Raw genomic sequence first — 22,233 nt, forward strand, 5'->3', positions numbered from 1 at the left:
TTCAGCCAGCCCGCCAGGCGCGATATTTGCGTGCGCGGCTGGCAGTGCGCCATTGGTCTGCCAGCATGGCGCGGATAGGGGAGATACCCGGCTTCACCGGCTTGCCCCTTGCCATCAGTTCCATCTGCGCTTTGGTGATCGCCATTGTCGCAAGGCCGCCCAATGTCTGATTTTTCCAGTTTGGCGCAGGCATCGTAAAATCCAGTGACCGCCCCGCCCGCCAGTCATTGGGCAAATCGGGATTAAACGCCATCGCGCGGGCGATCCCCAGCATTGCGACGCCAAAACCGGCAGCGTCCTGCGCCAAAGCATCCTCGGCTGTCGCGCGTTTGGTAATCCCGCCAGTGACCATGATCGGCATGTCGGCGACTTTGGCAATGTCGCGCGCAAAATCGATGAAATACGCCTCTCGCCTGGCGGTTGAGCTAGCGATTGTGTCTGCAGGCTTCGCTGCGGTGCCGGTCATCGCAGGGCTTTCATATGATCCGCCCGACAGTTCGATGTAATCGACCCCGTGACCATTGAGCCATTCGACCACTTGACGGGCATCTTCAAATTCAAAACCGCCCTTCTGGAAGTCGGCAGAATTGAGTTTGACCGCAACCCCGAAGGACAGTTTTACACGCTGGCGAACCCGCTCGACGATCGACAGCAGAAAACGCGCACGGTTTTCCAGACTGCCGCCCCATTTATCTGTGCGCTGATTGGTCAGCGGCGAGAGGAACTGGCTTGACAAATATCCGTGGGCGGAATGAATTTGGACCCCGTCAAAGCCCGCTTCCTCGGCCAAGGCGGCGGTATCCACAAAACGGTCAATGATCGCTTCGATTTCCGCCTCTTCCAATGCGCGCGGCCTCGCAAAAAGCGCGGACAGTTTCCCCAGATCAAGCGCCTTATCCGATGGCGACAGAGCTTCTTCGCCCAGATTTTTATACATCTGGCGGCCTGTGTGATTGATCTGCATCCACATTTGCGCGCCGCCCGCCTTGCCAATTTCGGCCCACCGTTTGAACGGGGCGAGATCGGTGCCTTGCTCCAGCACCACCCCGCCCGGCCCGGTCAGCGAAGACGGGCTGACCATGACATTGCCGGTAAGGATCATACCAACACCGCCGCTGGCCCAAGCGCGGTAGAGCGAGAACAGTTTTTCGCCCGGATATTGGCCGGGTTGCTCGGCCAGATTTTCCTCCATCGCTGCTTTGCACAGGCGATTGGAGACCGTGCTGCCATTGGGCAGGGTCAACGGCTGGAAAATGGCGGGTGCCGTCATAGCATTACTCGTGTTCTAAAATGAAAGGCGCAATAATGTCCGGGCGAATGCGGGCGAGCCGTCCGGTATCACGGTGGAGCATCGCCCACATCGTATTTGCCGATACGATTACTTTGCCCGCAGAGTTGGTGAAATCGACCCGGCGGGCAGATTGCGCCCCGCGTGCTGCGCCGGCAATCCATGTGGTGCCGGTAACCGTTTCATCCGCCGCGATATTGCCCCGGTAATCGATCTCGTGACGGGTCACCAGCCAGACAAACTGCGCCGCATGAACCGGGTCCGCGACGGCATCCCAATGCGCGGTCGCCATATCCTGAACCCACTGGACCCACACCGCATTATTGACATGGCCCATCACGTCGATGTGTTCTGCCGCCGCGGTGTAGGTTTTGCGGAAATGCGCACGCGCAGGCTGCTCTCCCATTGGCCGTTTACTCATCAATCCCGTGATGGCTCAGGATAAACGCATATTCCTCTGCCGCTTCATAAAGCGAACTGAACCGTCCCGATTTCCCGCCATGCCCCGCGCCCATATTGGTCTTGAGCAGCAGCTCATTGTCGCCGGTTTTCATATCGCGCAGGCGGGCCACCCATTTGGCAGGCTCCCAATAGGTCACGCGCGGATCGTTGAGGCCCGCGGTTACCAGCATCGCCGGATAATCCTGAGCACTCACCTGATCATAGGGGCTATAGCTGAGGATATAGGCGAAGGCCTGCTTGCTTATGATCGGGTTGCCCCATTCGGGCCATTCGCCCGGTGTCAGCGGCAAAGTCTCGTCCAGCATCGTGTTGAGCACATCGACAAATGGCACATCGGCGACCACCGCTTTCCAAAGATCAGGATCGGTATTCACCACCACACCCATCAACTCGCCCCCAGCAGAGCCGCCGCTGGCGCTGATCGAACCTTCCTGTGTGTAACCTTTGGCCGCCAAGCCTTTTGCGACATCAACAAAATCGTTGAACGTGTTGGTCCGCGCGTTCAGCTTGCCTTGCAAATACCAATCGCGCCCCAGATCATCACCGCCGCGAATATGCGCGATCCCATACGCCATCCCGCGGTCAAGCAAGCTCAACCGTGACGAGGAAAAGCCCGGCGGCACGGCATAGCCATACGCGCCGTAAGCATAGAGGTGCAGCGGGCCAGCCTGTGCACCGTTGATCGTATCGCGGTCTTTGCGCATCACCACACTGACCGGCACCATTGTACCGTCGCGCGCTTTGATCATTTCACGCTTGGTCACATAAAGCGACGCATCATAGCCGGATGGAATATCCTGCTGCTTGAGCAATTCGAGCCGAGCATCGGACAGGTGGTAATCATAGACCGAATCCGGTGTGACCATGCTTTCATAGGTCAGCCGCAATGTACCGACATCATATTCCGGATTGTTCGACAAACCGGCGGAATAGCTATCCTCTGGAAAGGCAATCGGCGTGATCGTGGCCGCGTTGTCGTAGGAACGCATCTGCACCTGATCGAGGCCGTTCAAGCGGCCTTCTGTCACGTAGAAATCCTTGAACAGATCGAAATCGGTCAGATAAAACTCATCCGATCCAGCGATTTCTGTGCTCCACTCACCCGGCGCATCCAATGACGCAGTCGCGAGGCGGAAGTTCACATGGTCATCATTGGTATGGATGAAGATTTTGCCATCACGAATATCAACGCTGTATTCCACGCCTTTGACGCGCGGTTTTACCACAATCTGTTCGCCAGTGGGGTTATCTGCGCGGACCAAGCGTACTTCACTGGTTTCATTATCGCCGGTGGAAATAATCAGCCAATCTTCCTGAGCCGAGAGGCCTGCGCCCACACGGAAACCTTCATCTGCTTCCTTATACAGTACAACATCCTGCTCCACCGGCGTACCGACCATGTGCAGGCGCGCATTATCGGTCCGCCAATTGGCGTTGGCTTTGCCGTAGACAATGCCGGTATCGTTCTTGACCCAGATGAGGCCGGACAGAGTTTCAGGGATTACATCATCCAAGAGCGTGCCCGTTTCCAGATCCTTGATCCGCGCGGTAAACCGCTCGCTGCCATTATCGTCATAGGAATAGGCGAGATAACGCCCGCTATCGCTGACGGAAAATGCGCCCAAGCGAAAATATTCTTTCCCCTCGGCGAGGTCGTTCTCGTTGAGCATCAGCTGCTTGTCGGCGTCTGTACCTTTGGCTGCGACACTCTGGCGGTACCACAGGCGGTATTCCCTGCCTTCCTCATATGCGGTCCAGTAAAGATAATCGCCGTCTTTTTGCGGAACCGAGCTGTCATCCTCCTTGACCCGGCCTTTCAGTTCCTCAAACAGAGTATCGACCAGCGCCTGGCGCGGGGCCATTTGCTGTTCAAACCACGCGTTTTCCGCTTTCACATAATCGAGTACATCCACGTCATCGATGACCGGGTAGGACTGGTCTTTCAGCCAGTGATAGGGATCGGAAATCGTAATCCCGTGGCGGGCGAAGCTATGCTCCCGCTTGTCCGCGACAGGCGGGGCAGAAAGCTTTGCGGGTGAATTGGCGTCGGTCAAACTTCTATCATCCTTCGTTTGAACAGTGTTTTTCGCTGAAGTCTGGGCGGCGAGCGGCCCTGTAATCAGCGCAGTGGCAAGCGCAAATGTGGCAACCTGTGCAAGTTTCATGGCAAACATCCTGTTGGAACCGTGCGGCGGGTGGTATCCCCGCCAAGAAAAACCTATGTTCGGCGTACATAGCCGACAACCCATAAATGCCAAATCAGGAACTGACGCCATGCTGATGCAAACCCATGAAGCCCGTATCTCTGCTCTGCGCGAAGAAATGAAACGCCAGAAGCTGGACGGTTTCGTGGTCCCTATTTCGGATGAACACATGTCAGAATATGTCGGCGCCTATGCGCAGCGCCTGCAATGGCTCACCGGTTTTGCAGGGTCTGCGGGCAGCGCGATTATACTTCGCCATAAAGCCGCGATGTTTGTTGATGGACGCTATACCATTCAGGTGCGCGAACAGGTTGATGGCACGCTGTATGAATATGCGTCCACATTGGAAACAGACCATGCGAAATGGCTGGTCGCCCATATCGAAGCGGGCGCGCGGATCGGATATGATGCATGGCTCCATACCAAGAAATGGGTGGACACTCTGGGGGCCGCTTTGGCCAGGAAAGGCGCAGAGCTGGTTGCGGTGGAGCGCAATCCGGTTGACGCTGTATGGAGCGACCAACCCGCCCCGTCACCTGCCCCGGCCGTCATCCATTCAGACGAACATGCCGGACAATCGAGCGCAGAAAAGCGCGCCGGTGTCGCTGATTGGCTCAAATCAGAAAACATTGATGCAGCGGTAATCTCTGCGCTCGATTCGATTGCATGGATGCTCAACATTCGCGGCAATGATGTGGACCGGACACCGGTCGCGCTGTCCTATCTGGTGGCCAATGCGGACGGTACTGCCGATCTGTATATCGCACCTGAAAAAGTCACGCCTGCGCTAGAGCAGCATCTCGGCAATGCAGTGACCATCAAACCGCGCGAACAGTTCACCGCCGGGCTTTCTGAAATGAGCGGCAAGACTGTTGCAGTCGATCCCGAATTTGGCGTGGCGGCGATTTTTCAGAAACTGGCTGATGGCGGCGCATCCCCGGTTGCCATGCGCGATCCCGCGATCCTGCCCAAAGCGATCAAAAATCCTGTCGAACGCCAGGGCCACCGCGATGCGCAAGCCCGCGACGGTGCCGCAATCGCAAAATTCCTGCACTGGCTGTCCTGCGAACCCTCCAAGGGCGGGCAGACCGAATTATCCGCCGCCGCCAAATTGCGCAGCTTCCGCGATGAGACAGGCGTTCTCAAAGACCAGAGCTTCGACACTATTTCTGCCGCCGGACCGCATGGCGCATTGTGCCATTACCGCGTCGATGAGGACAGCAATCTGGAAATTGCACCGGGCAGCGTATTCCTGTGCGATTCCGGCGGCCAGTATCTCGACGGGACAACTGACATCACCCGCACAGTCTGGATTAGCGGCGACGGCGACACGGCCGAACCTCCCGCCGAAGTGCGCGATCGCTATACCCGGGTGTTGAAGGGGCACATCCAGATCGCCCGCGCAGTATTTCCGCAAGGCACCAATGGCTCTCAGCTGGACGCATTCGCGCGGCAATATCTGTGGGAGGCCGGGGTCGATTACGCGCACGGTACAGGCCACGGTGTCGGCAGCTTCCTCGCCGTGCATGAAGGGCCGCAGCGGATTGCCAAGGCGCAGGGCGGACAGGCCGGTACCGGCCAGGAATTGTTTGCCGGAATGATCCTGTCGAACGAGCCGGGCTATTACAAGACAGGCGAATTTGGCATCCGGATCGAAAATCTGGTGCTGGTGGAGGAGCGTGATATTGCCCATTCTGAAGGGACGTATTTGGGGTTTGAAAACCTGACATGGGCACCAATGGCGCGCCACATGCTGGAGCAATCACTGCTGACACCGCAAGAAATACAGTGGTGGAATGACTATCATGCACAGACATTTTCTGTACTGGCGCCGCAATTGGATGGTGATGTGCTGGCATGGCTGGAGGATGCCTGCCAGCCAATCTGACGCCAGGCCGGACATTCACCGCAAAGGCCGCGCAAGCTGCTTGTGATTGCGCGAACATGAACAGCGCTGGAGTACCGCGACAATTTGCGACAATTCTCCGCAATTGCGGGATCATCCTGCGACAATCGGACGCTAGAACGGTGTCACGAGTCGCGGTGATGCCGGCAATCCCTCTCCCCTGGGCCCTCTCCCCTGGGCCCTCTCCCCTGGGCCCTCTCCCTGACGGGTGTTGCCGCAGCTCAATCGAACCTCGATTGGAGAAAGAAAAATGCGTAAACTGAACAACAAAATGACTCTGGGCCTTTCGGCTGCTATTCTGGCTCTGGCTGGCGGCACTGCGGCAATTGCGGCCCATCATGGCGGCAAGAATAGCCCCGATACCGATGGCGATACAATCGTTACCCTGGCAGAGCACACTGCCCATGCAGACAGAATGTTTGCCCGGATGGATGCGAACGGGGACGGCGTAATTAACGCGGCCGACCGCGACGCGCGTAAAGCAGCCCGGTTCGCCAAAACCGATAGTAATGGTGACGGTGAGCTGACTGAGGCAGAAATGGAAGCCGCCCGCGAAGCGCGCAGGGCGCAGCGCGCCAAGCAGCGTAATGAGCGCGGCGCAGAACGCTTCGCGAAACTCGACACTGACAATAGCGGCGGCGTGTCACAGGCCGAAATGGACGCTGCCCGCGAGATGCGCGCTGAAAAACGCGGCAATCGCGGCAATCGCGGCAAGCGTGCAAAGCGGCGCGGCGGGCGCGCAATGGCGATGCTCACCCAAGCAGATACCGATGGTAACAAGTCCATCAGCCGGGCCGAATTTGATGCAGCCACCACAGCGCGTTTTGCAAAAGCCGACACCAATAGTGATGGTTCCATCACTCAGGACGAGCGGAAAGCTGCCCGTGCGGCGATGCGCGAACAGCGTAGTGAACGCCGGGCGGAACGCCGCAGTCAACGGCAGGGCAACTAAGCCATTACCGATTGCCCTTTCACACTAAGGCTAGGTATGTTGGAACATAATGACTGACGCGCCTACCAATATTCTTCTGGTCGATGACGAAGCGGCTTTGCGTGAACCTCTGGCCGAGTATCTTACTCGCCAGGGGTTTACGGTTGAGGCTGCCGAGAGCGCCGCAGCTGCGCGCAGTGTTTTGCTGGAAAGCATGCCCGACATCGTTTTGCTCGACATTATGATGCCCGGTGAAGACGGCCTGTCGCTGTGCCGTCATCTGGTCGAGGCGCGCGGGCTGCCAGTGATATTGCTGACCGCCAAGGGAGAGCCGACGGACCGGATTATCGGGCTGGAAATCGGGGCAGATGATTATGTCGTCAAGCCGTTTGAACCGCGCGAGCTGGTCGCCCGGATTCGGTCGGTTCTGCGCCGGACGTCACGCACCGCTATGGCGGACAATTTGGCCGACGATGCGTTCTATATATTTGACAATTGGCAACTGGACCCGCTGAAGCGTAAACTCATGGATCCAGACGGCGCAGTGATCTCTATCTCGACCGCCGAATTCCGCTTGCTGCGGGCATTTCTGGACCGCCCGCGCCAAGTGCTCGACCGCGATCAATTGCTCGACATAGTGCAAGGCCGCGAGGCCCAACTGTTTGACCGTGCCGTCGATAATCAGATCAGCCGGTTGCGCCGCAAGATTGAGCGCGACAGCCGCCAGCCCGAACTTATTCTCACCGTTCGCGGCGGCGGGTACCGCTTTGCTGCGGGTGTCACGCGGCAGACCGGCGGCTAATATGCGTTTTTGGCCCCGCAGCCTGCTTGGTCAGGTTCTGCTGACAGTGGCGCTGGCGCTGCTCGTCGCGCAGACTGTTTCCGCCGTAATGCTGGTCCGCGCTGGCGAAAACCGCCGCGACCAGGCGGCATTAAATGCCGCTGCGTTTCGTTTCCTTGCCCCGCCGCGCGGAAATAGGCAGCAGGCTGAAAACCGCCTAGAACGAAGGTTCGGCGAGGAACGCCCGAGAATGCCCGGCCAACGCATACGATCTGAGGGCCGTTTTGGGGGGCGCGGCCTGCGCCTGGAAAATGCTCCGGACAGCCCCGTTCTTGCTGGCGAACGGCGGCGCACGCAGCTTGAAAATGAAATGCGCATAATCCTGGCCGGGCAAGGCCTGGCGGCAGATGAGCTGGTTGTCGTCAAGCGGTTAAGCACCCGCGATCCGCTGATCCAGTCCCGCCCGCGCCTGCTGCGCCGGTTGACCGAAAGCGGCAAAACCGATCGCCTGTTGCTGGTGGCGGGCCTGAAGCAGCCCGGGCGCAGCGTGTGGCAAGTGGCGCGCGTGCCGATGCCCGACAGCGCGGGCGGCGGGCTCACCGCGATTATCGCACAGACACTTATTCTGTATGCGGTGCTGGTCGGATTGCTGTTTTTCCTGCTCCGGCGCATTACCGGCCCGCTCGCCGCGCTGACCGCCCGGACCATGCGTTTTGGCCAGGGCAATGCCATGACCAATCCGTTGGAACCAAGCGGCCCCGATGATGTCCGGCGTTTGATGGCTGCGCATAATTCTATGGAAGCCCGGATTGGCGCATTGCTGAAGGAAAAGGATATTATGCTGGGCGCTATCGGTCACGATCTCAAAACGCCTCTGGCCGCACTGCGTGTGCGGATCGAAACGGTCGAAGATGAGCAGGAACGCGGCAAAATGGCCGCCAGTATCATGGATATTACGCAGACACTCGACGATATATTGACGCTTGCCCGCGTCGGTAAGGCACCAGAGCCGCCCGATCGTGCAGAACTATCGGCTCTGCTCGCGGCGGTGGTGGAGGAGTTTCAGGATCGCGGCAAACCGGTCGCTTTGGTCAAGGCCGAGCGGATCGTACATCCGGTCTATCTGACATGGCTCAAGCGCGCTGTGCGCAATCTGATCAGCAATGCTGTACGGTATGGCGGGACCGCCGAGGTTTCTCTGGTCGCCGAGGAAAGCACGATTATCCTGCGTATTGATGATCACGGCCCTGGTATCGCGGATGATCAAATCGCCGCTATGCTGGAACCGTTCAAGCGCGGCGAGATATCACGCAACCGCGCGACCGGCGGCGCAGGCCTTGGCCTGACAATTTCTCGTGCGATTGCACGCCAGCACGGCGGCGACCTGTTGCTGCAAAATCGCCCCGAAGGGGGGCTCCGCGCCGAACTGCAATTGCCGCGCGCTTAACGCACCGGCTTAACGCATCAATCCGCCGATCAAATTGCGTACGAACCGCCCGGCCATTGGCCCCGCAAGATCAGTCGCAATCGATCCTGCAACCGATGTCACGCCCGACTTCATCGGATTGGCGCGCGATTTTTTGCCCAGCACTGCGGAGGCGGCCATGCCAGCGGCAGACCCGGCCGCCACTTTCGCGCCGCGATCAAACGCTTTCTCCCACAGATTTTTGCTTTTACGAGAGCGTTTGCCGACCTCCGCTTCACCATCCATAGCAACTTCTCTGGCAGTTTCGGCAGCATCTGCGGCCTTCGCAGCCAGCACTTCGGCGGCGCTTTCGCGGTCCACCGGCGTATCATATTTGCCCTCGACCGGGCTGATGGATGCGATAATCGCCCGTTCTTTCTGCGTGATCGGCCCCAAGCGAGAGCGCGGCGGCTTGATTAAGGTCCGCTGCACCACCGAAGGCGCGCCATCATCCATCAGGGTCGAAACCAGCGCCTCACCCACTTTCAGCTCGGTAATGGCTTGCTCGACATCCAGCTCTTCATTGATCCGGAATGTGCCGGCGGCAGCCTTGATCGCTTTCTTGTCGCGCGGGGTGAAGGCACGCAGCGCATGCTGGACGCGGTTGCCCAGCTGACCAGCGACGTCTTCTGGAATATCGATCGGGTTCTGCGTCACGAAAAATACGCCCACACCCTTGGACCGGATCAGCCGGACAACCTGTTCGATCTTGTCCTCCAACGCTTTTGGAGCGTCATCGAACAGCAAATGCGCCTCATCAAAAAAGAATACCAGTTTCGGTTTTTCAGGATCGCCGACTTCGGGCAGAGTTTCAAACAGTTCGGCCAGCAGCCACAGCAGAAACGTCGCATAGAGCTTCGGGCTGCGCATCAACTGGTCTGCGGCCAGCACGTTGATATAGCCGCGCCCTTGCTCATCAACTTTCAGAAAATCATCTATTTCCAGGGCAGGCTCGCCAAAGAATTGATTGGCCCCTTGCGCTTCGAAACTTAGCAATTGCCGCTGGATCGCGCCGACGCTCTGCTTGCTGACATTGCCGTAGAGCGACGACAGTTCCTGGGCATTTTGCGATGCGTATAGCAGGATGGATTGCAGATCGTCGAAATCAAGCAGCAGCAGCCGGTTGTCATCCGCATATTTGAAAATGATTTGCAACACGCCTTCCTGTGTGTCGTTTAAATCCAGCAGCCGGGCGAGCAGCAGCGGCCCCATTTCGCTGATGGTGGTGCGGATCGGATGGCCTTGCTCGCCAAACAGATCCCAGAAAATCGCCGGATTGTCCGAATATGCATAATCATCCATGCCCAGCTCTTTGGCGCGGCTTTCCAGCTTATCGGCATGTTTGAATTGAGGGGAACCCGCCATCGAGACACCCGAAAGATCGCCTTTCACATCGGCCACGAACACTGGCACGCCATTGGCAGAGAAGCTTTCCGCCATGCCTTGCAGAGTCACGGTTTTACCGGTGCCGGTCGCGCCTGCGATCAAGCCGTGACGATTGGCCCGGCCCAGATCGAGAGACTGGTTCTCGCCATTGCCGCCCAGACCAAGAAAGATACTGCCCATCGTCATACATCTCCATCGCAAAACAGATGATGCGCTCTGGCGCACAGCCGCGCCTGCGGTCAAGTGCCGCTATCCTTTTGCCTTTACCCCCACCGGCGCAATATGATCGCATGGGTTACAAATTGTCTGCGGCAGTTTATGAGCGAGGGCATGTCTGGCTATACTCCCTTTGTTTTGCTCGATGATGCGCGCATGGATGGCGCGGCCAATGCACATCTGTTTACACATCCGGACCAGATATTCGTTGCTCACCGGGCCGAAAAAGTATCGGATATATTGGCGCAGGCAGATGCTGCGCGAACCGAAACCGGCGGCACTCTTGCCGGATATATTGCCTATGAAGCCGGTTTGGCGCTTGAAGAGAAACTGGCCCCCAGCGCGCACGCGCGTAGCGGCGCCGTAGGACCGCTGGTTTGGCTCGGCCTGTTCCGCGAAGAGCGTATCATTCCGGCGGCAGATGTTCCCACGTGGCTGTCTGGTCATAGCCAAAACAGCTCAGGCGAGGCATCGCTTGGTCCGCTTGACCCGCAAATCTCGGTTGGCGGGTATGGAGCTGCCTTTGCACGTTTGCAGGATGCGATTGAGGCCGGTGATATTTATCAGGCCAATCTCACGCTGCCATTGGCTGGCTCTTATCGCGGTGATCCGGTCGCTTTGTATAACAAACTGCGTCCGGCGGCGGCGGCCGGCTATGGAGGCCTGGTTTTTGACGGATCGCACTGGCTGCTGAGCCTTTCGCCCGAATTGTTTTTCAGCCTGAAAGACGATGCGGTGAAAGTGAAGCCGATGAAAGGCACCAGACCAAGATCAGCGGACCCGGCAGAAGATACCGCGCTGGCTGCAGATTTGTCACGCTCCGCCAAAGACAGGGCCGAGAATTTGATGATACTCGACCTGATGCGCAACGATCTGTCCCGCGTTGCCGAGGCAGGCAGCGTGAACACTGCCGCGCCGTTTTCTGTCGAGACATATCCCACCGTTCATCAGATGGTATCGACCGTGACCGCGCGCTTGCAAGACGGCAAAGATTGCGCCGATCTCATTCGTGCAATCTTTCCCTGCGGTTCAATCACCGGAGCGCCAAAGATCCGCGCAATGGAGCTGATTGGCGAAACCGAGCGCGACCCGCGCGGACCCTATTGCGGCGCTATCGGGCGGATCGGCCCGGCTGGTGATGCCGCTTTCAATGTCGCCATCCGAACTCTGAGATTAAGCCCGATCGAAAACGATCAGGGGGATGCCGTTCTGGGCGTTGGGTCGGCAATCGTCGCCGATAGCGAGCCGATGGCCGAATGGCGTGAGACACTGCTTAAAGGCGGTTTTGCGCAGCAATCCTCGCCCGATCACACAGCCGCCGCCTTTGATTTGATCGAAAGCATGCGGTTTGATCCGGAAACCGGGATCGCTTTGCTGGAATTGCATCTGGAGCGAATGAAAAGCAGCGCGGGCGCATTGGGTTTCAGCTTTGACCGGCATGCTGCGCGCAACCAGATACACGCGCTGTGTTTTGACTTGGCTGCCCCTGCAAAAGTGCGGCTGCTCTGCGCCCGCAGCGGGGCAATTGCGCTGGAAACCCAGCCTATCGTCGCAACACCGCATGCCGATCTTGAATGCATTGCCCTGCCTATTCCGGTTGATAGCAGCGACTGGCGATTGCGCCATAAAACCTCACACCGGCAATTTTACGAGGAGGGCATACGCGCCGCCCATTCGGCCAACTGTCACGAGACGATATTTGTGCGCGATGACGGTTTGATCACGGAAGGCTGCTGGACCAGCGTCTTTATTGAACGGGGTGGCATGTTGCTCACTCCGCCGCTGGCGCTGGGCCTGTTACCAGGAGTTCTTCGGCAATCACTGATAGATAGCGGCAGAACGGCAGAGGCAGAACTGACACTAAACGATCTTACCGATGGCTTCCTGCTCGGAAACGCAGTGCGCGGCCTGATGCCCGGAAAACTGAAACCATGACTATCAAAACCGCCATGAAAGCACCGATCACCGCCAAAATCCCGATTGTGTTCGAGGATGGTGAGGCGTTGGTGATTGATAAACCCGCCGGCCTGCCGGTTGACCCGCCGCGCAATGGCGGGACCTGCCTCGCCGATTATTTTCATACGCTTAAACTGGGTTTCAAGCGGCCGCCGATCGCGGTGCACCGGCTGGATGCCGACACGTCGGGCTGCCTTTTGCTGGCGCGTAATCCCAAGGCCGTAAAGCGGTTCGCGATGGCGTTTCAGGAGCGGCTGGTCGGCAAAATCTATCTTGGCATCATAGCCGGAGAGCTACCCGAAAGCGAAGGCACGATCGACCTGCCGCTGGGCAAAATCAGTAGCGCCGAAAAGGGGTGGCGGATGGTCCGCGATGCCGGCGGCAAACCTTCTGTGACCCATTGGCGCATAGTAAGTGTGAAAGACGGCAATAGTCTGGTCGAATTTCGCCCGGAAACGGGCCGAACGCACCAGATCCGTGTGCACGCGGAAACAGGCCTTGGCATGCCGTTGCTGGGCGATCCGGTATACGGCCCCATCCACGGGCAGCCGACCGGAGCGCGGCGGACCATGCTGCATGCCGCCAGAATCACGGTCGAGCGGCACGGCAAGCCCGCGATTGAAGCCTCTGCTCCGATGCCTGATGATTTCAAGGCGCTCGGTTTTGCCGATATCGGGTGAGTATGAACAATCCAGCCACACAGGATATTGTCAGCCGCGCGCTGGCAATAGCGGAGGAAAGCTTCATCGCCAGCTCCGGGCCGGGCGGGCAGAATGTGAACAAAGTCGCCACTGCGGTGCAATTGCGGCTGAACGTATTTGCGCTGCGGCTGCCACCGCCAATATTCAACCGGCTGAAAACCGCTGCCGGTAGCCGGATGACATCCAAAGGCGAGATCATTCTAACGGCGCGCAATTACCGCACTCAGGAAGCAAACCGTGATGATGCACGCGCAAGACTGACGGCTCTGCTTGAAGATGCCCAGAAAGCGCCCAAAACACGCAAGAAAAGTCGCCTCAACAGGATCGGCAAGGAGAAGCGGATCAAGGCCAAGAAGAATCGCGGCGCGATCAAGGCCGGGCGCGGCAGGGTGGACTATTAGGGCCGCGCCAATTGCGCGCCGCTTACTACCGCAATCGGGGGGTGTTTTTCAGCCGCGCAGAATGCTTGACATTTTCATGCTTTTACCCCATCTGCCGCGCCTTGCAGAGCGGCGGGACACGATTCTTGATCGCGTCGTTTATTGTTTTCCGGCCTGATTGGGGCCTCAGCAATTTTTAGGATACCGTCATGGCGAAGCCAGCAACCGTCAAGATCAAGCTCGTCTCGACCGCAGACACCGGGTTTTATTACACAACGAAAAAGAACCCGCGCAACATCACTGAAAAGATGACATTTCGCAAATATGACCCCGTCGTGCGCAAGCATGTCGAGTTCAAGGAAGCCAAAATCAAGTGAGATCGCCTCACCGCATGATGGCAATCTGAACAGCGATCTGCGCGATAATTCAGTGACGGTTCAATTCGCTGCCGCTATTGGCTCCAGTCATGACCTTTGCATTACCCCTCCTTCGTAATTCGGTACGCACGGCCTGTGCGGCCGCATTGTTGCTGGCCGCTCCGGCGGCGTTGCTCGCGCCTGCGGAACCTGTTGAGGCAGCGCAAGGCAATCTTGATAGTGCTGTCGCCGCCTTGCGATCCATTAGCACAATGAAGGCCGACTTCACCCAGACAGACCGCCAGGGGCAAAGCATTGCCGGCGTGATGACTTTGAAAAGTCCCGGAAAAATTCGCTTCCAGTATCAGGACGGGGTTCCGTTATTGGTGGTCTCCAACGGGAAATCACTGACTTTGGTCGATTATGAGGTGAACCAGGTCCAGCGCTGGCCAATCCGCAATTCACCGCTCGGTGCCTTGCTTGACCCCAGCCGGGATATCGCCAAATATGGCAAGCTGATTGATACTGGCCGCAGCGATGTACTGAGCGTCGAAGTCCGCGACCCGAACCGGCCCGAATTCGGCGTGATCACTTTGATCTTTACCAAAAAATCATCGGCCCCCGGGGGATGGCAACTGACCAATTGGGTCGCGCTGGATTCGCAGAATCACCGCACCACGGTGCGTTTGCGCAATCACAAATATGGCATGTCAGTATCTGACAAGCAATTTACCTATCGTGACCCGCGCCGGACAACACGCCGCCGCTAACGCTCTGCAAGCCGATGGGGTGTTGCCCCGATGCGGCGGACTGCACCGGTTCGTTCATGAGGGTGAAAGCACGGCACGGATAATCTTGTACAGTAAAGCGAGTGGATTCGGGTTTCCCCCTGTTACCCGGTCCTCTTTCAAATCATCGCTTTGCACAGCGTGACGAACGCTAAGACGAAACCCCCGTGCCAATGCCCCCGGCGCGGGGGTTTTTTCTGTCTGATTACGGCCCAACAATAGACACGGCATCACCGCCGCCCTATCGCGGCTGCCATGATTTCTATTGCATCCTGGAATATTAATTCGGTCCGCCTGCGTATGCCGATTGTCGCACGCTTTGTGCAAGAGCACGCACCCGACGTGCTCTGCCTTCAGGAAATCAAGACGGTCGAGGAGACCTTTCCTTTTGAAGCGTTTAATGCGCTGGGTTATACCCATCACGCGGTTCACGGGCAGAAGGGCTATCACGGCGTGGCAACCGTCAGCCGCATTCCCATGCAGGAATATAGCCGCCACGACTGGCAAGCCAATGGGGAGGCGCGGCATGTTGGCGTCCAGCTTACCGGCAGGGGGTTGGGCGCGGGCCAGGATATGGTGATCGAGAATGTCTATGTCCCGGCTGGCGGCGATGTGGCTGACCGCAACATAAACCCGAAATTCGGGCAGAAACTCGACTTTCTGGGCCGCATGACCGATTGGGCCAGCACAATTGAGCGCCCCACCCTGATCGTCGGGGATTTCAACATCGCGCCGCTGGAAAGCGACGTATGGAGCCACAAACAGCTGCTCAAAGTCGTCAGTCACACACCCCTAGAAGTGGATACGCTGGCACGGTTTAAGCGGGCGCATGACTGGATTGATATCGGGCGTGAATTTATGAAAGCGCCAGACCGCTACTATAGCTGGTGGAGTTACCGCGCCAAGGATTACCGCGTTGGTGATCGCGGGCGGCGGCTCGACCATATGTGGGCCTCCCCCGGTCTGGCTGGCAAAGCCTCGGCGCACCGGATTCACGAGGATTGCCGGGGTTGGGAAAAACCCTCGGACCATATCCCGCTGGTGACGGAGTTTGATCTCTGACCGGCATACCCGCCCGCACTCCCGCGCGCTCCTCCGCCAGCCCGGCACGGCGCGCGGCGCGGGCAATCGACGCGCTGCGTCATGGCTGGCCGATTGCAATGGATGACGGGATCATCCTGCTGCCGGTCGAAACTGCTATTGCCGCAGAGGCTACAGCACAGCACATGCTGATTACTGGCGCGCGGGCAGCGACACTCAAACTGGCTAACCAGAAGGACGCAGCTACGCCGCATGCACCCGTATGCATTCGCGGCGCTGACCCCATTACATTGCAGAACGGCCTGCCGATTGCCGACCCTGCGCTCGATCTTGCGCATCCGATGAAAGGGCCGTTCAAGGCTGAAACCATTGGGTGGCACGATAATGCAGTGGCGGCCCTGGAACTGGCCCGGCTTGCGGGGATTTTACCGGCATTTCTGGTCAACCCGGACCATGCGGGTGAAGCCGAAGCGGTGCGCGCCAGCGATCTGGCCGCTTGGACCGGCACCGAACAGCTGATCATTGCCACCCGCGCGCGGCTGCCAGTGGCAGCCAGTACAGATGCGGTCATCACCGCATTTCGCAGTACCCATGATATGCGCGAACATGTGGCGCTGATAATCGGCGATCACAATGCAGAGCGCGAACCGCTCGTAAGGCTGCATTCAGAGTGTTTGACCGGCGATATTCTGGGCAGCCTGAAATGCGATTGCGGGCCCCAATTGGATGCGGCGCTGCAGGCGATGGCAGATGAGGCCAAAACCGGCGGGTGGGGCATTCTCCTATATATGCGGCAGGAAGGGCGCGGGATCGGGCTGATCAACAAGTTGCGCGCCTATCAGCTGCAGGATCAGGGCTTTGATACGGTTGATGCCAATCAGCGGCTCGGCCTCCCCGATGAAGCGCGCGATTTTCCGGTTGCTGCACGGATGCTGGAATTGCTGGGCGTGCGCACTATCCGGCTCCTGACCAACAATCCGAAAAAGGTGGCGGCGCTGGAAGCTGCCGGCGTGGCGGTTTGCCAAAGAGTTCAACACCAATTGCCCGATAATCCGCATAACCGCGAATATCTGGCCACCAAACGTGACCGGTCGGGGCATTTGCTGCTTTGACCGAGAAATCCCGTTCCCGGTTGGCTATCCGGCACGAACAGCCAGCGGATTTAGCTGCGATTTTCGCACTGACCGAGACCGCTTTCAGAACCATGCCATTCAGCGATGGTACCGAACATCATCTGGTCAATCGCTTGCGCAGTGATGGCGATCTGACTCTATCGCTGGTTGCCGAAAATACTGACCGGGCCATTATCGGCCACATCGCATTTTCCCCGGTGACCATCAGCGACGGGACACAACATTGGTATGGGTTGGGGCCGGTTTCGGTGATGCCCTCTCAACAGAATCGTGGCACCGGGTCGGCATTGGTCCATCGCGGAATTACCGAAATGACGCGGCGCGGCGCGCGCGGCATTATCCTGCTCGGCAATCCTGAATATTATTCGCGTTTCGATTTTATCCATGATCCCGAGCTGCAATATCCCGGGCCGCCCGCCGAATATTTTCAGCGATTGGTCATCGGCGGAGCCCGGCCAACCGGCACTGTCCGATATGCAAAGGCTTTTCGATAAACTTTCCCGGACCGTATCAGAGCCAATCGCCCAAAGCCTGCCCCATACCCACGGCGGCGCCTGTTTGCAGGCTGTTGTCCCAAGTCATTTTGCCGGGCTCAAACAAAAGAATAACGGTTGAGCCGAGCAAAAACCGGCCCATTTCATCACCCGCTTGCAAAACCGGCGCATCGCCGCCGTCAAAGCTTTGCTTTATCAACTCTTTGCCATGCGGCGGCGCTAGCCCGCTCCATACAGTCTCTATGCTGGCGACGATCATTGCTCCGACCATGACGCTTGCAACATTTCCTACATGCGTATCAAACACGCAAGAAAGGCGCTCATTCCGCGCGAACAAGCGCGGGACATTGTCCGCCGTCACTGTATTGACGGAGAACAAATCACCGGGAATGTAAGTGGTGCTGTCCAGCGTGCCGGTAACCGGCATATGGACACGGTGGTAATCCTTGGGCGACAGGTAAATCGTCACGAAATTACCGCCGTCAAACTTTGCTGCTAGGTCAGCATCACCGCCGAGCAATTCTGCGGCGCTGTAATCCTGCCCTTTGGCCTGAATGATGCGGCCATCTGTGATGATGCCAATCTGGCTTATGGCTCCATCGGCGGGGCACAGCACTTTCTTGCTCACATCAGCCAGTGGCCGCGCGCCGGGCCGCAAAGCGCGCGTGAAAAAGTCATTGAAATGGCGATACTGGCCTTCTGGCCGATCCGCCTCGGCCATTTTCACATCGTATGACTTGATGAAATAGCTGATCAGCTCGTCGCGCAATTGCGGACGCTCGCTATTGGCGATCCGCCCTGCCAGACGCGACAATGCATGCTGCGGCACGATATATTGCAGCCAGATAAACAATGGGTTGAGCATGCATGGCTCCGCATAAAGCAGCTAACGGGAAATACGCCGTTACGCTGCACTGCAGGCCGGTTCAATCTCTTAAGCGTTTTACCGCCGTTCAAATGCGGTCAGGCCAGACCCCAGAGTGTTGTCAGCCAATCGCAGCTGCGCGCCCGACCAGTCCGCCACAAATATAGTGTTGCGGCGCACATTGGGTGCGAGGCGGGCATCATTGCCTGCGATCACGAGGCCATCAGAATTGTGCAATTGCTGCTCTGCGCCAACAGCAATAAATGCCGAATAATTTTCTTTGCTCTGCCCTTGCACAAACCAATTATTGGTCAACTGACCCACTGCACCGGCAGGAAGGTCGATCATGTAATTGGTGGAACTGCCAGCGGAATCATCAAAGCTAGAGGATGCCACATCAACCCGCGCAGCACGAGCTTTCACATAATGCCCGCCGCGCCCCTTTTCAAACCGGCTGCGCGTCACGCGCAAATGGCCATAATCGCCGATGTAAAGCGAGTGGGCACAGCCGCCCGCGCCTTCACAGGTTCCAAGCCCAGAAAATGTGGATTTATCGATGACAATCCGGCCAGAGGAATCATTGCCGCTGAGAATACCCTGCTGGCTGTCAAGGAACCAGCTTTGGGCAACGGTCAAATTGCCCTTCTCCAGACGGATGCCTGCGCCGTTGAAATCAGGCACCGCCATTTTGCGGAATACCAGCCCCGAAATATTGGCCTCGCGCCCGCGCAATACAAGCGCAGCCTTGCCTTCACAGGTGACCCCTTCGAAAATCGCCGTGCCGGGCTGCGATGCCATATACGATACCGAACCCCCGCTTTGGACTGCGCATTGGCTATGCGTCCCAGCCGCAATGGCGATCGTTCCGCTGCCATTGCCGATAGCATTGACTGCATCTTGCAGACTGCTGAACCCGCGGCCCGTTTCTACGACCGTGAAATTGGCCGGGCTTTGCGCCAAAACTGCGGCGGCCGGGATGGCGGCCACCGCGATGGCGGCAATCACGCCGATCCATTTCAACGAAGGCCTGGCGGTTCGATAAGGGGCATAGTTTTCCATGACGGACGGATTAACCGGAAAAGGTTAACGCGTTGCTAACGCTTTCCAGCAGAAAATCGGGTCTGCGGGCAATGCTGTCAAAATTGCCGGATAACCGCCAGGAAAGTATCACCATAAGCCTCCAGCTTTTTTGCGCCCACGCCAGTAATATTCGATAATTCGGCAAGAGAGCCCGGCTTGTGCTGGGCAAATTCGCGCAAGGTGGCATCATGGAAAATCACATAGGGCGGAACACCAAGCTGCTCGGCAAGTTCGCGGCGCTGTTCGCGTAACGCATCAAACAGCGGATTGCCCACTGGGTTGCTCGCCACATGGGGCGCCGCACCGCCTCTGTTACTTCGCCGTCCGACACGCCTGGGAGGAATGACAATCTCGACTTCTTGCTCGCCTTTCAGAATGGCCTTGGCATCCCCGCCCAGAGCCAGCCCCCCATGCTCGGTTGCAACGAGGGCCCCGCGCGCTTGCAGCGCCCGTGACAAAGGTTGCAGCAACCGCGCTTCGTCCTCATCCACGATGCCGTATACGCTCAGCGCATCATGCCCTTTGTGCACAATACGCCCGTCGCGGCTGCCGGTCAGGACTTTCTGCAAATGGCCGAACCCGAAACTCTGGCCGGTGCGGTATACGGCAGAGAGCAGTTTGCGCGCCGTTTCGGTAACATTCGTAACCCCGGGCGGATTGAGGCAATTGTCACAATTGCCGCAATCAGCAGACGGGGCTTCCCCGAAGTGAGCGAGCAAAACGGCGCGGCGGCAGGTGGGTGTTTCCACCAAAGCTGCCAGCATATCGAGCCGCGCACGCTCGTCTTTCAGCCGTTCTTGCGGCAAATCCCCCAAACGCTGGCGCGCCTGTGCAAAATCGCTTGCGCCCCAATACATGACCGCTTTCGCCGGATCACCATCGCGGCCCGCCCGGCCGGTTTCCTGATAATAGGCTTCGATTGATTTGGGTATGCCAGCATGCGCAACGAACCGGACATCGGGTTTGTCAATGCCCATACCAAACGCGATTGTGGCGACAATCACCATCTCTTCCGACGCCACAAACGCGGCCTGGTTGGCTGCGCGCTGCTCTGTTGGAAGGCCTGCGTGATAGGGCAGAACAGGGCGGCCCGTCGCTGCGCCAAGTTTATCGGCGAGATCCTCCACCTTGCGGCGCGTGGTCGCATAGACAATTCCAGGCCCCGGCAATTCATCGATCAAGGCAGAAATTTGCCGTACCGGATTATCGCGGTGGCGGATCGCGTAATGGATATTGGGCCGGTCAAATCCGGCCAGTACCAGTCCTTCTTTTGGGATACCGAGCTGCGCCAGAATATCCGCGCGGGTCCGCTGGTCTGCCGTGGCGGTCAATGCCAGTCGCGGAACATCGGGAAAGCGGTCCATCAGCTGCTGTAACTGGCGATAATCGGGCCGGAAATCATGCCCCCATTCCGACACGCAATGCGCCTCATCGATAGCAAACAAAGCAATCGGCGCAGCGGCTAGCAAGTCACAGAACGCTGGCTGACTGGCGCGTTCAGGGGCCACATACAGCAAATCCAGTTCACCTGCGCGGTATGCATCCATCGTCTCGCGCCAATCGGCATCGGCGCTAGTCAGCGTCGCTGCGCGAATCCCATTTGCCCTGGCAGAGCGTAATTGATCGTGCATCAAAGCAATGAGCGGCGAGATCACGATGCAGGTGCCCGGAAGCATTGTGGCGGGCAATTGATACGTAAGCGATTTGCCCGCGCCTGTCGGCATCACGGCCAACGCCGACCGCCCATCCAGAATGCGCGCAATAACGTCTGGCTGACGGCCTCTAAATGCATCGAACCCAAATATTGCCCGCAATGTTTCGCGGGCTGCTTTGAGAGCGTCAGACCTGTCACTGACTGGCGGAATATCGGTGTTCATCCGCCGCCTCTTGCCAGACCAATGAGGATGCGCCCATCCCGTTACCCACATATTTGCACTTGGCCAGGGGCGTAATGCTCGTCTAAAGTGCGCATGCCGGTTGCGCGTTCAATTCCGAACTGCCCGAGCGGCCCAATTTAACACGGGAGCATATCCATGAAAAAATTTGCATATACCGCATTCGCTTCAACTGCCGCTCTGGCTCTGGCAGCCTGTGGCAGTGCTGATGATGCATCGGTCGAAGCCGAAGCCGACACAGTAGAAGTTGCTGCTGATGACGCTATGGAGAGCGTTACCGAAGCCGACGTGCCAACGGTTGATGCAGTGGCCAGCGAAGAAACCGCTACGCAAACCGCCGCTACGGACGCAGCGGAAGAGGTGGCGGCCGAAGCTGATGTGGCCGGCGATGCCGCTGCTGCCGCTGCAGCGGATGTGAAAGCTGCCGCCGCTGCTGCAGGTACAGACGTGAAAAATACTGCACGTGACGCTGCCAAAGCAAAAGCCAATGAGATGATCGATAAAGCCGCTGATAGCGCAAAGGACAAGATGTAAGCACTGCCCGGCGCTGCTCAAAACGGTGCTGATATGTGGAAGCGGGCGAATTGTTCTGACGATACGCCCGCTTTTCCTTTGCCGCAATCACGCTATGGTGATGCGATGAACATGATTATACCTGTGGCCGCGCTGCTGCTGCTTTCTGCTTGCGGCGCCTCCGATAATGACCCCGGACCGGGCGGTGTCAGCGTTGGCGAAGCCAAAGCACTCGACGAAGCAGCCGCGATGATCGAGGCCAAGCGTCTTCCGCAGGAGGCAGAGGCGCAGGCACCGCCAGACCGAACCGGCGAGCCTGTCGGCGAGGGCATACCAGTCAACGATTAGGTCGCCCGATCACCTTTTGCAGTTTGATCACAGAGGAACGAACG

21 protein-coding genes are annotated in these 22,233 nt (G+C 58.1%); 14 read left to right on the forward strand and 7 right to left on the reverse strand.

Translation table 11 applies throughout. The annotated features are described in order from the left end of the window. Position 1 precedes the first annotated feature (1 nt). Genes WA922_RS08955 through WA922_RS08965 form a run of 3 tightly spaced genes read right to left on the reverse strand, consistent with a single transcriptional unit; the run spans position 2 to position 3,915 of the window. Positions 2 to 1,270 (reverse strand): NADH:flavin oxidoreductase/NADH oxidase family protein, encoded by a 1,269-nt coding sequence (locus WA922_RS08955; protein ID WP_424771354.1) that lies wholly within the window; start codon positions 1,268 to 1,270, stop codon positions 2 to 4. A 4-nt stretch (positions 1,271 to 1,274) separates the two neighbouring features. Beyond that, entirely contained in the window at positions 1,275 to 1,709 is a 435-nt protein-coding gene (locus WA922_RS08960; protein ID WP_424771355.1) for an acyl-CoA thioesterase, read from the reverse strand. Then, complete coding sequence (locus tag WA922_RS08965; protein ID WP_424771356.1) at positions 1,702 to 3,915, reverse strand: S9 family peptidase; 2,214 nt, start codon at positions 3,913 to 3,915, stop codon at positions 1,702 to 1,704. The genes WA922_RS08960 and WA922_RS08965 overlap by 8 nt, the downstream gene beginning before the upstream one ends. A gap of 109 nt (positions 3,916 to 4,024) precedes the next feature. Here WA922_RS08965 and WA922_RS08970 point away from each other — a divergent pair, with 109 nt between their 5' ends. The 4 genes from WA922_RS08970 (at position 4,025) to WA922_RS08985 (ending at position 9,019) form a co-directional block, all read left to right on the forward strand. After that, positions 4,025 to 5,842, forward strand: a complete 1,818-nt coding sequence (locus tag WA922_RS08970; protein WP_424771357.1) for an aminopeptidase P family protein — start codon at positions 4,025 to 4,027, stop codon at positions 5,840 to 5,842. 268 nt (positions 5,843 to 6,110) lie between these two features. Continuing rightward, positions 6,111 to 6,812 carry a hypothetical protein gene (locus tag WA922_RS08975; protein WP_424771358.1) on the forward strand — a complete coding sequence of 234 codons (702 nt, stop codon included), beginning with the start codon at positions 6,111 to 6,113 and terminating at the stop codon, positions 6,810 to 6,812. 49 nt (positions 6,813 to 6,861) lie between these two features. After that, complete coding sequence (locus tag WA922_RS08980; protein WP_424771359.1) at positions 6,862 to 7,593, forward strand: response regulator; 732 nt, start codon at positions 6,862 to 6,864, stop codon at positions 7,591 to 7,593. A gap of 1 nt (position 7,594) precedes the next feature. Further along, a complete protein-coding gene (locus WA922_RS08985) occupies positions 7,595 to 9,019 on the forward strand; it encodes a sensor histidine kinase (protein ID WP_424771360.1) in 1,425 nt (474 codons plus the stop codon). A gap of 9 nt (positions 9,020 to 9,028) precedes the next feature. Here the strand turns inward: WA922_RS08985 and WA922_RS08990 are convergent, their stop codons facing one another. Continuing rightward, positions 9,029 to 10,603 carry a helicase HerA-like domain-containing protein gene (locus WA922_RS08990; RefSeq protein ID WP_424771361.1) on the reverse strand — a complete coding sequence of 525 codons (1,575 nt, stop codon included), beginning with the start codon at positions 10,601 to 10,603 and terminating at the stop codon, positions 9,029 to 9,031. Between the two features lie 150 nt (positions 10,604 to 10,753). Here WA922_RS08990 and pabB point away from each other — a divergent pair, with 150 nt between their 5' ends. The 8 genes from pabB to WA922_RS09030 all read left to right on the forward strand — a co-directional run bounded on the left by pabB (position 10,754) and on the right by WA922_RS09030 (position 17,488). Further along, positions 10,754 to 12,574, forward strand: coding sequence for an aminodeoxychorismate synthase component I (gene pabB / locus WA922_RS08995; protein WP_424771362.1), 1,821 nt, complete (start codon positions 10,754 to 10,756; stop codon positions 12,572 to 12,574). Continuing rightward, positions 12,571 to 13,275: an RluA family pseudouridine synthase gene (locus WA922_RS09000; RefSeq protein ID WP_424771363.1), complete on the forward strand. Its 705-nt coding sequence runs from the start codon at positions 12,571 to 12,573 to the stop codon at positions 13,273 to 13,275. The genes pabB and WA922_RS09000 overlap by 4 nt, the downstream gene beginning before the upstream one ends. Positions 13,276 to 13,277: 2 nt before the next feature. Further along, positions 13,278 to 13,697, forward strand: coding sequence for an alternative ribosome rescue aminoacyl-tRNA hydrolase ArfB (gene arfB / locus WA922_RS09005; RefSeq protein WP_424771364.1), 420 nt, complete (start codon positions 13,278 to 13,280; stop codon positions 13,695 to 13,697). 188 nt (positions 13,698 to 13,885) lie between these two features. After that, positions 13,886 to 14,053, forward strand: coding sequence for a 50S ribosomal protein L33 (gene rpmG, locus WA922_RS09010; RefSeq protein ID WP_160601956.1), 168 nt, complete (start codon positions 13,886 to 13,888; stop codon positions 14,051 to 14,053). Between the two features lie 89 nt (positions 14,054 to 14,142). Next, positions 14,143 to 14,802, forward strand: coding sequence for a LolA family protein (locus WA922_RS09015; RefSeq protein ID WP_424771365.1), 660 nt, complete (start codon positions 14,143 to 14,145; stop codon positions 14,800 to 14,802). 273 nt (positions 14,803 to 15,075) lie between these two features. Further along, entirely contained in the window at positions 15,076 to 15,882 is an 807-nt protein-coding gene (locus WA922_RS09020; RefSeq protein WP_424771366.1) for an exodeoxyribonuclease III, read from the forward strand. Positions 15,883 to 15,980: 98 nt separating this feature from the next. Next, positions 15,981 to 16,973, forward strand: a complete 993-nt coding sequence (gene ribA / locus WA922_RS09025; RefSeq protein WP_424771367.1) for a GTP cyclohydrolase II — start codon at positions 15,981 to 15,983, stop codon at positions 16,971 to 16,973. Positions 16,974 to 16,993: 20 nt separating this feature from the next. Continuing rightward, positions 16,994 to 17,488, forward strand: a complete 495-nt coding sequence (locus WA922_RS09030) for a GNAT family N-acetyltransferase (RefSeq protein ID WP_424771368.1) — start codon at positions 16,994 to 16,996, stop codon at positions 17,486 to 17,488. Between the two features lie 16 nt (positions 17,489 to 17,504). Here the strand turns inward: WA922_RS09030 and asd are convergent, their stop codons facing one another. The 3 genes from asd to recQ form a co-directional block, all read right to left on the reverse strand. After that, on the reverse strand, positions 17,505 to 18,353 hold the full coding sequence (gene asd / locus WA922_RS09035; protein ID WP_424771369.1) for an archaetidylserine decarboxylase: 849 nt from the start codon (positions 18,351 to 18,353) through the stop codon (positions 17,505 to 17,507). Between the two features lie 78 nt (positions 18,354 to 18,431). Continuing rightward, positions 18,432 to 19,412, reverse strand: coding sequence for a right-handed parallel beta-helix repeat-containing protein (locus WA922_RS09040; protein WP_424771370.1), 981 nt, complete (start codon positions 19,410 to 19,412; stop codon positions 18,432 to 18,434). Between the two features lie 77 nt (positions 19,413 to 19,489). Continuing rightward, a complete protein-coding gene (gene recQ, locus WA922_RS09045; RefSeq protein ID WP_424771371.1) occupies positions 19,490 to 21,310 on the reverse strand; it encodes a DNA helicase RecQ in 1,821 nt (606 codons plus the stop codon). Between the two features lie 156 nt (positions 21,311 to 21,466). On the opposite strand from recQ, the gene WA922_RS09050 reads away from it, so the two are divergent. Both WA922_RS09050 and WA922_RS09055 read left to right on the forward strand, forming a co-directional pair. Continuing rightward, positions 21,467 to 21,862, forward strand: coding sequence for a hypothetical protein (locus WA922_RS09050; protein ID WP_424771372.1), 396 nt, complete (start codon positions 21,467 to 21,469; stop codon positions 21,860 to 21,862). Between the two features lie 33 nt (positions 21,863 to 21,895). Further along, a complete protein-coding gene (locus tag WA922_RS09055) occupies positions 21,896 to 22,189 on the forward strand; it encodes a hypothetical protein (RefSeq protein ID WP_424771373.1) in 294 nt (97 codons plus the stop codon). The last annotated feature ends 44 nt before the right edge of the window (positions 22,190 to 22,233 follow it).

Origin of the sequence: Pontixanthobacter sp., assembly GCF_049682855.1 — a bacterium.
Lineage (GTDB): Bacteria > Pseudomonadota > Alphaproteobacteria > Sphingomonadales > Sphingomonadaceae > Pontixanthobacter.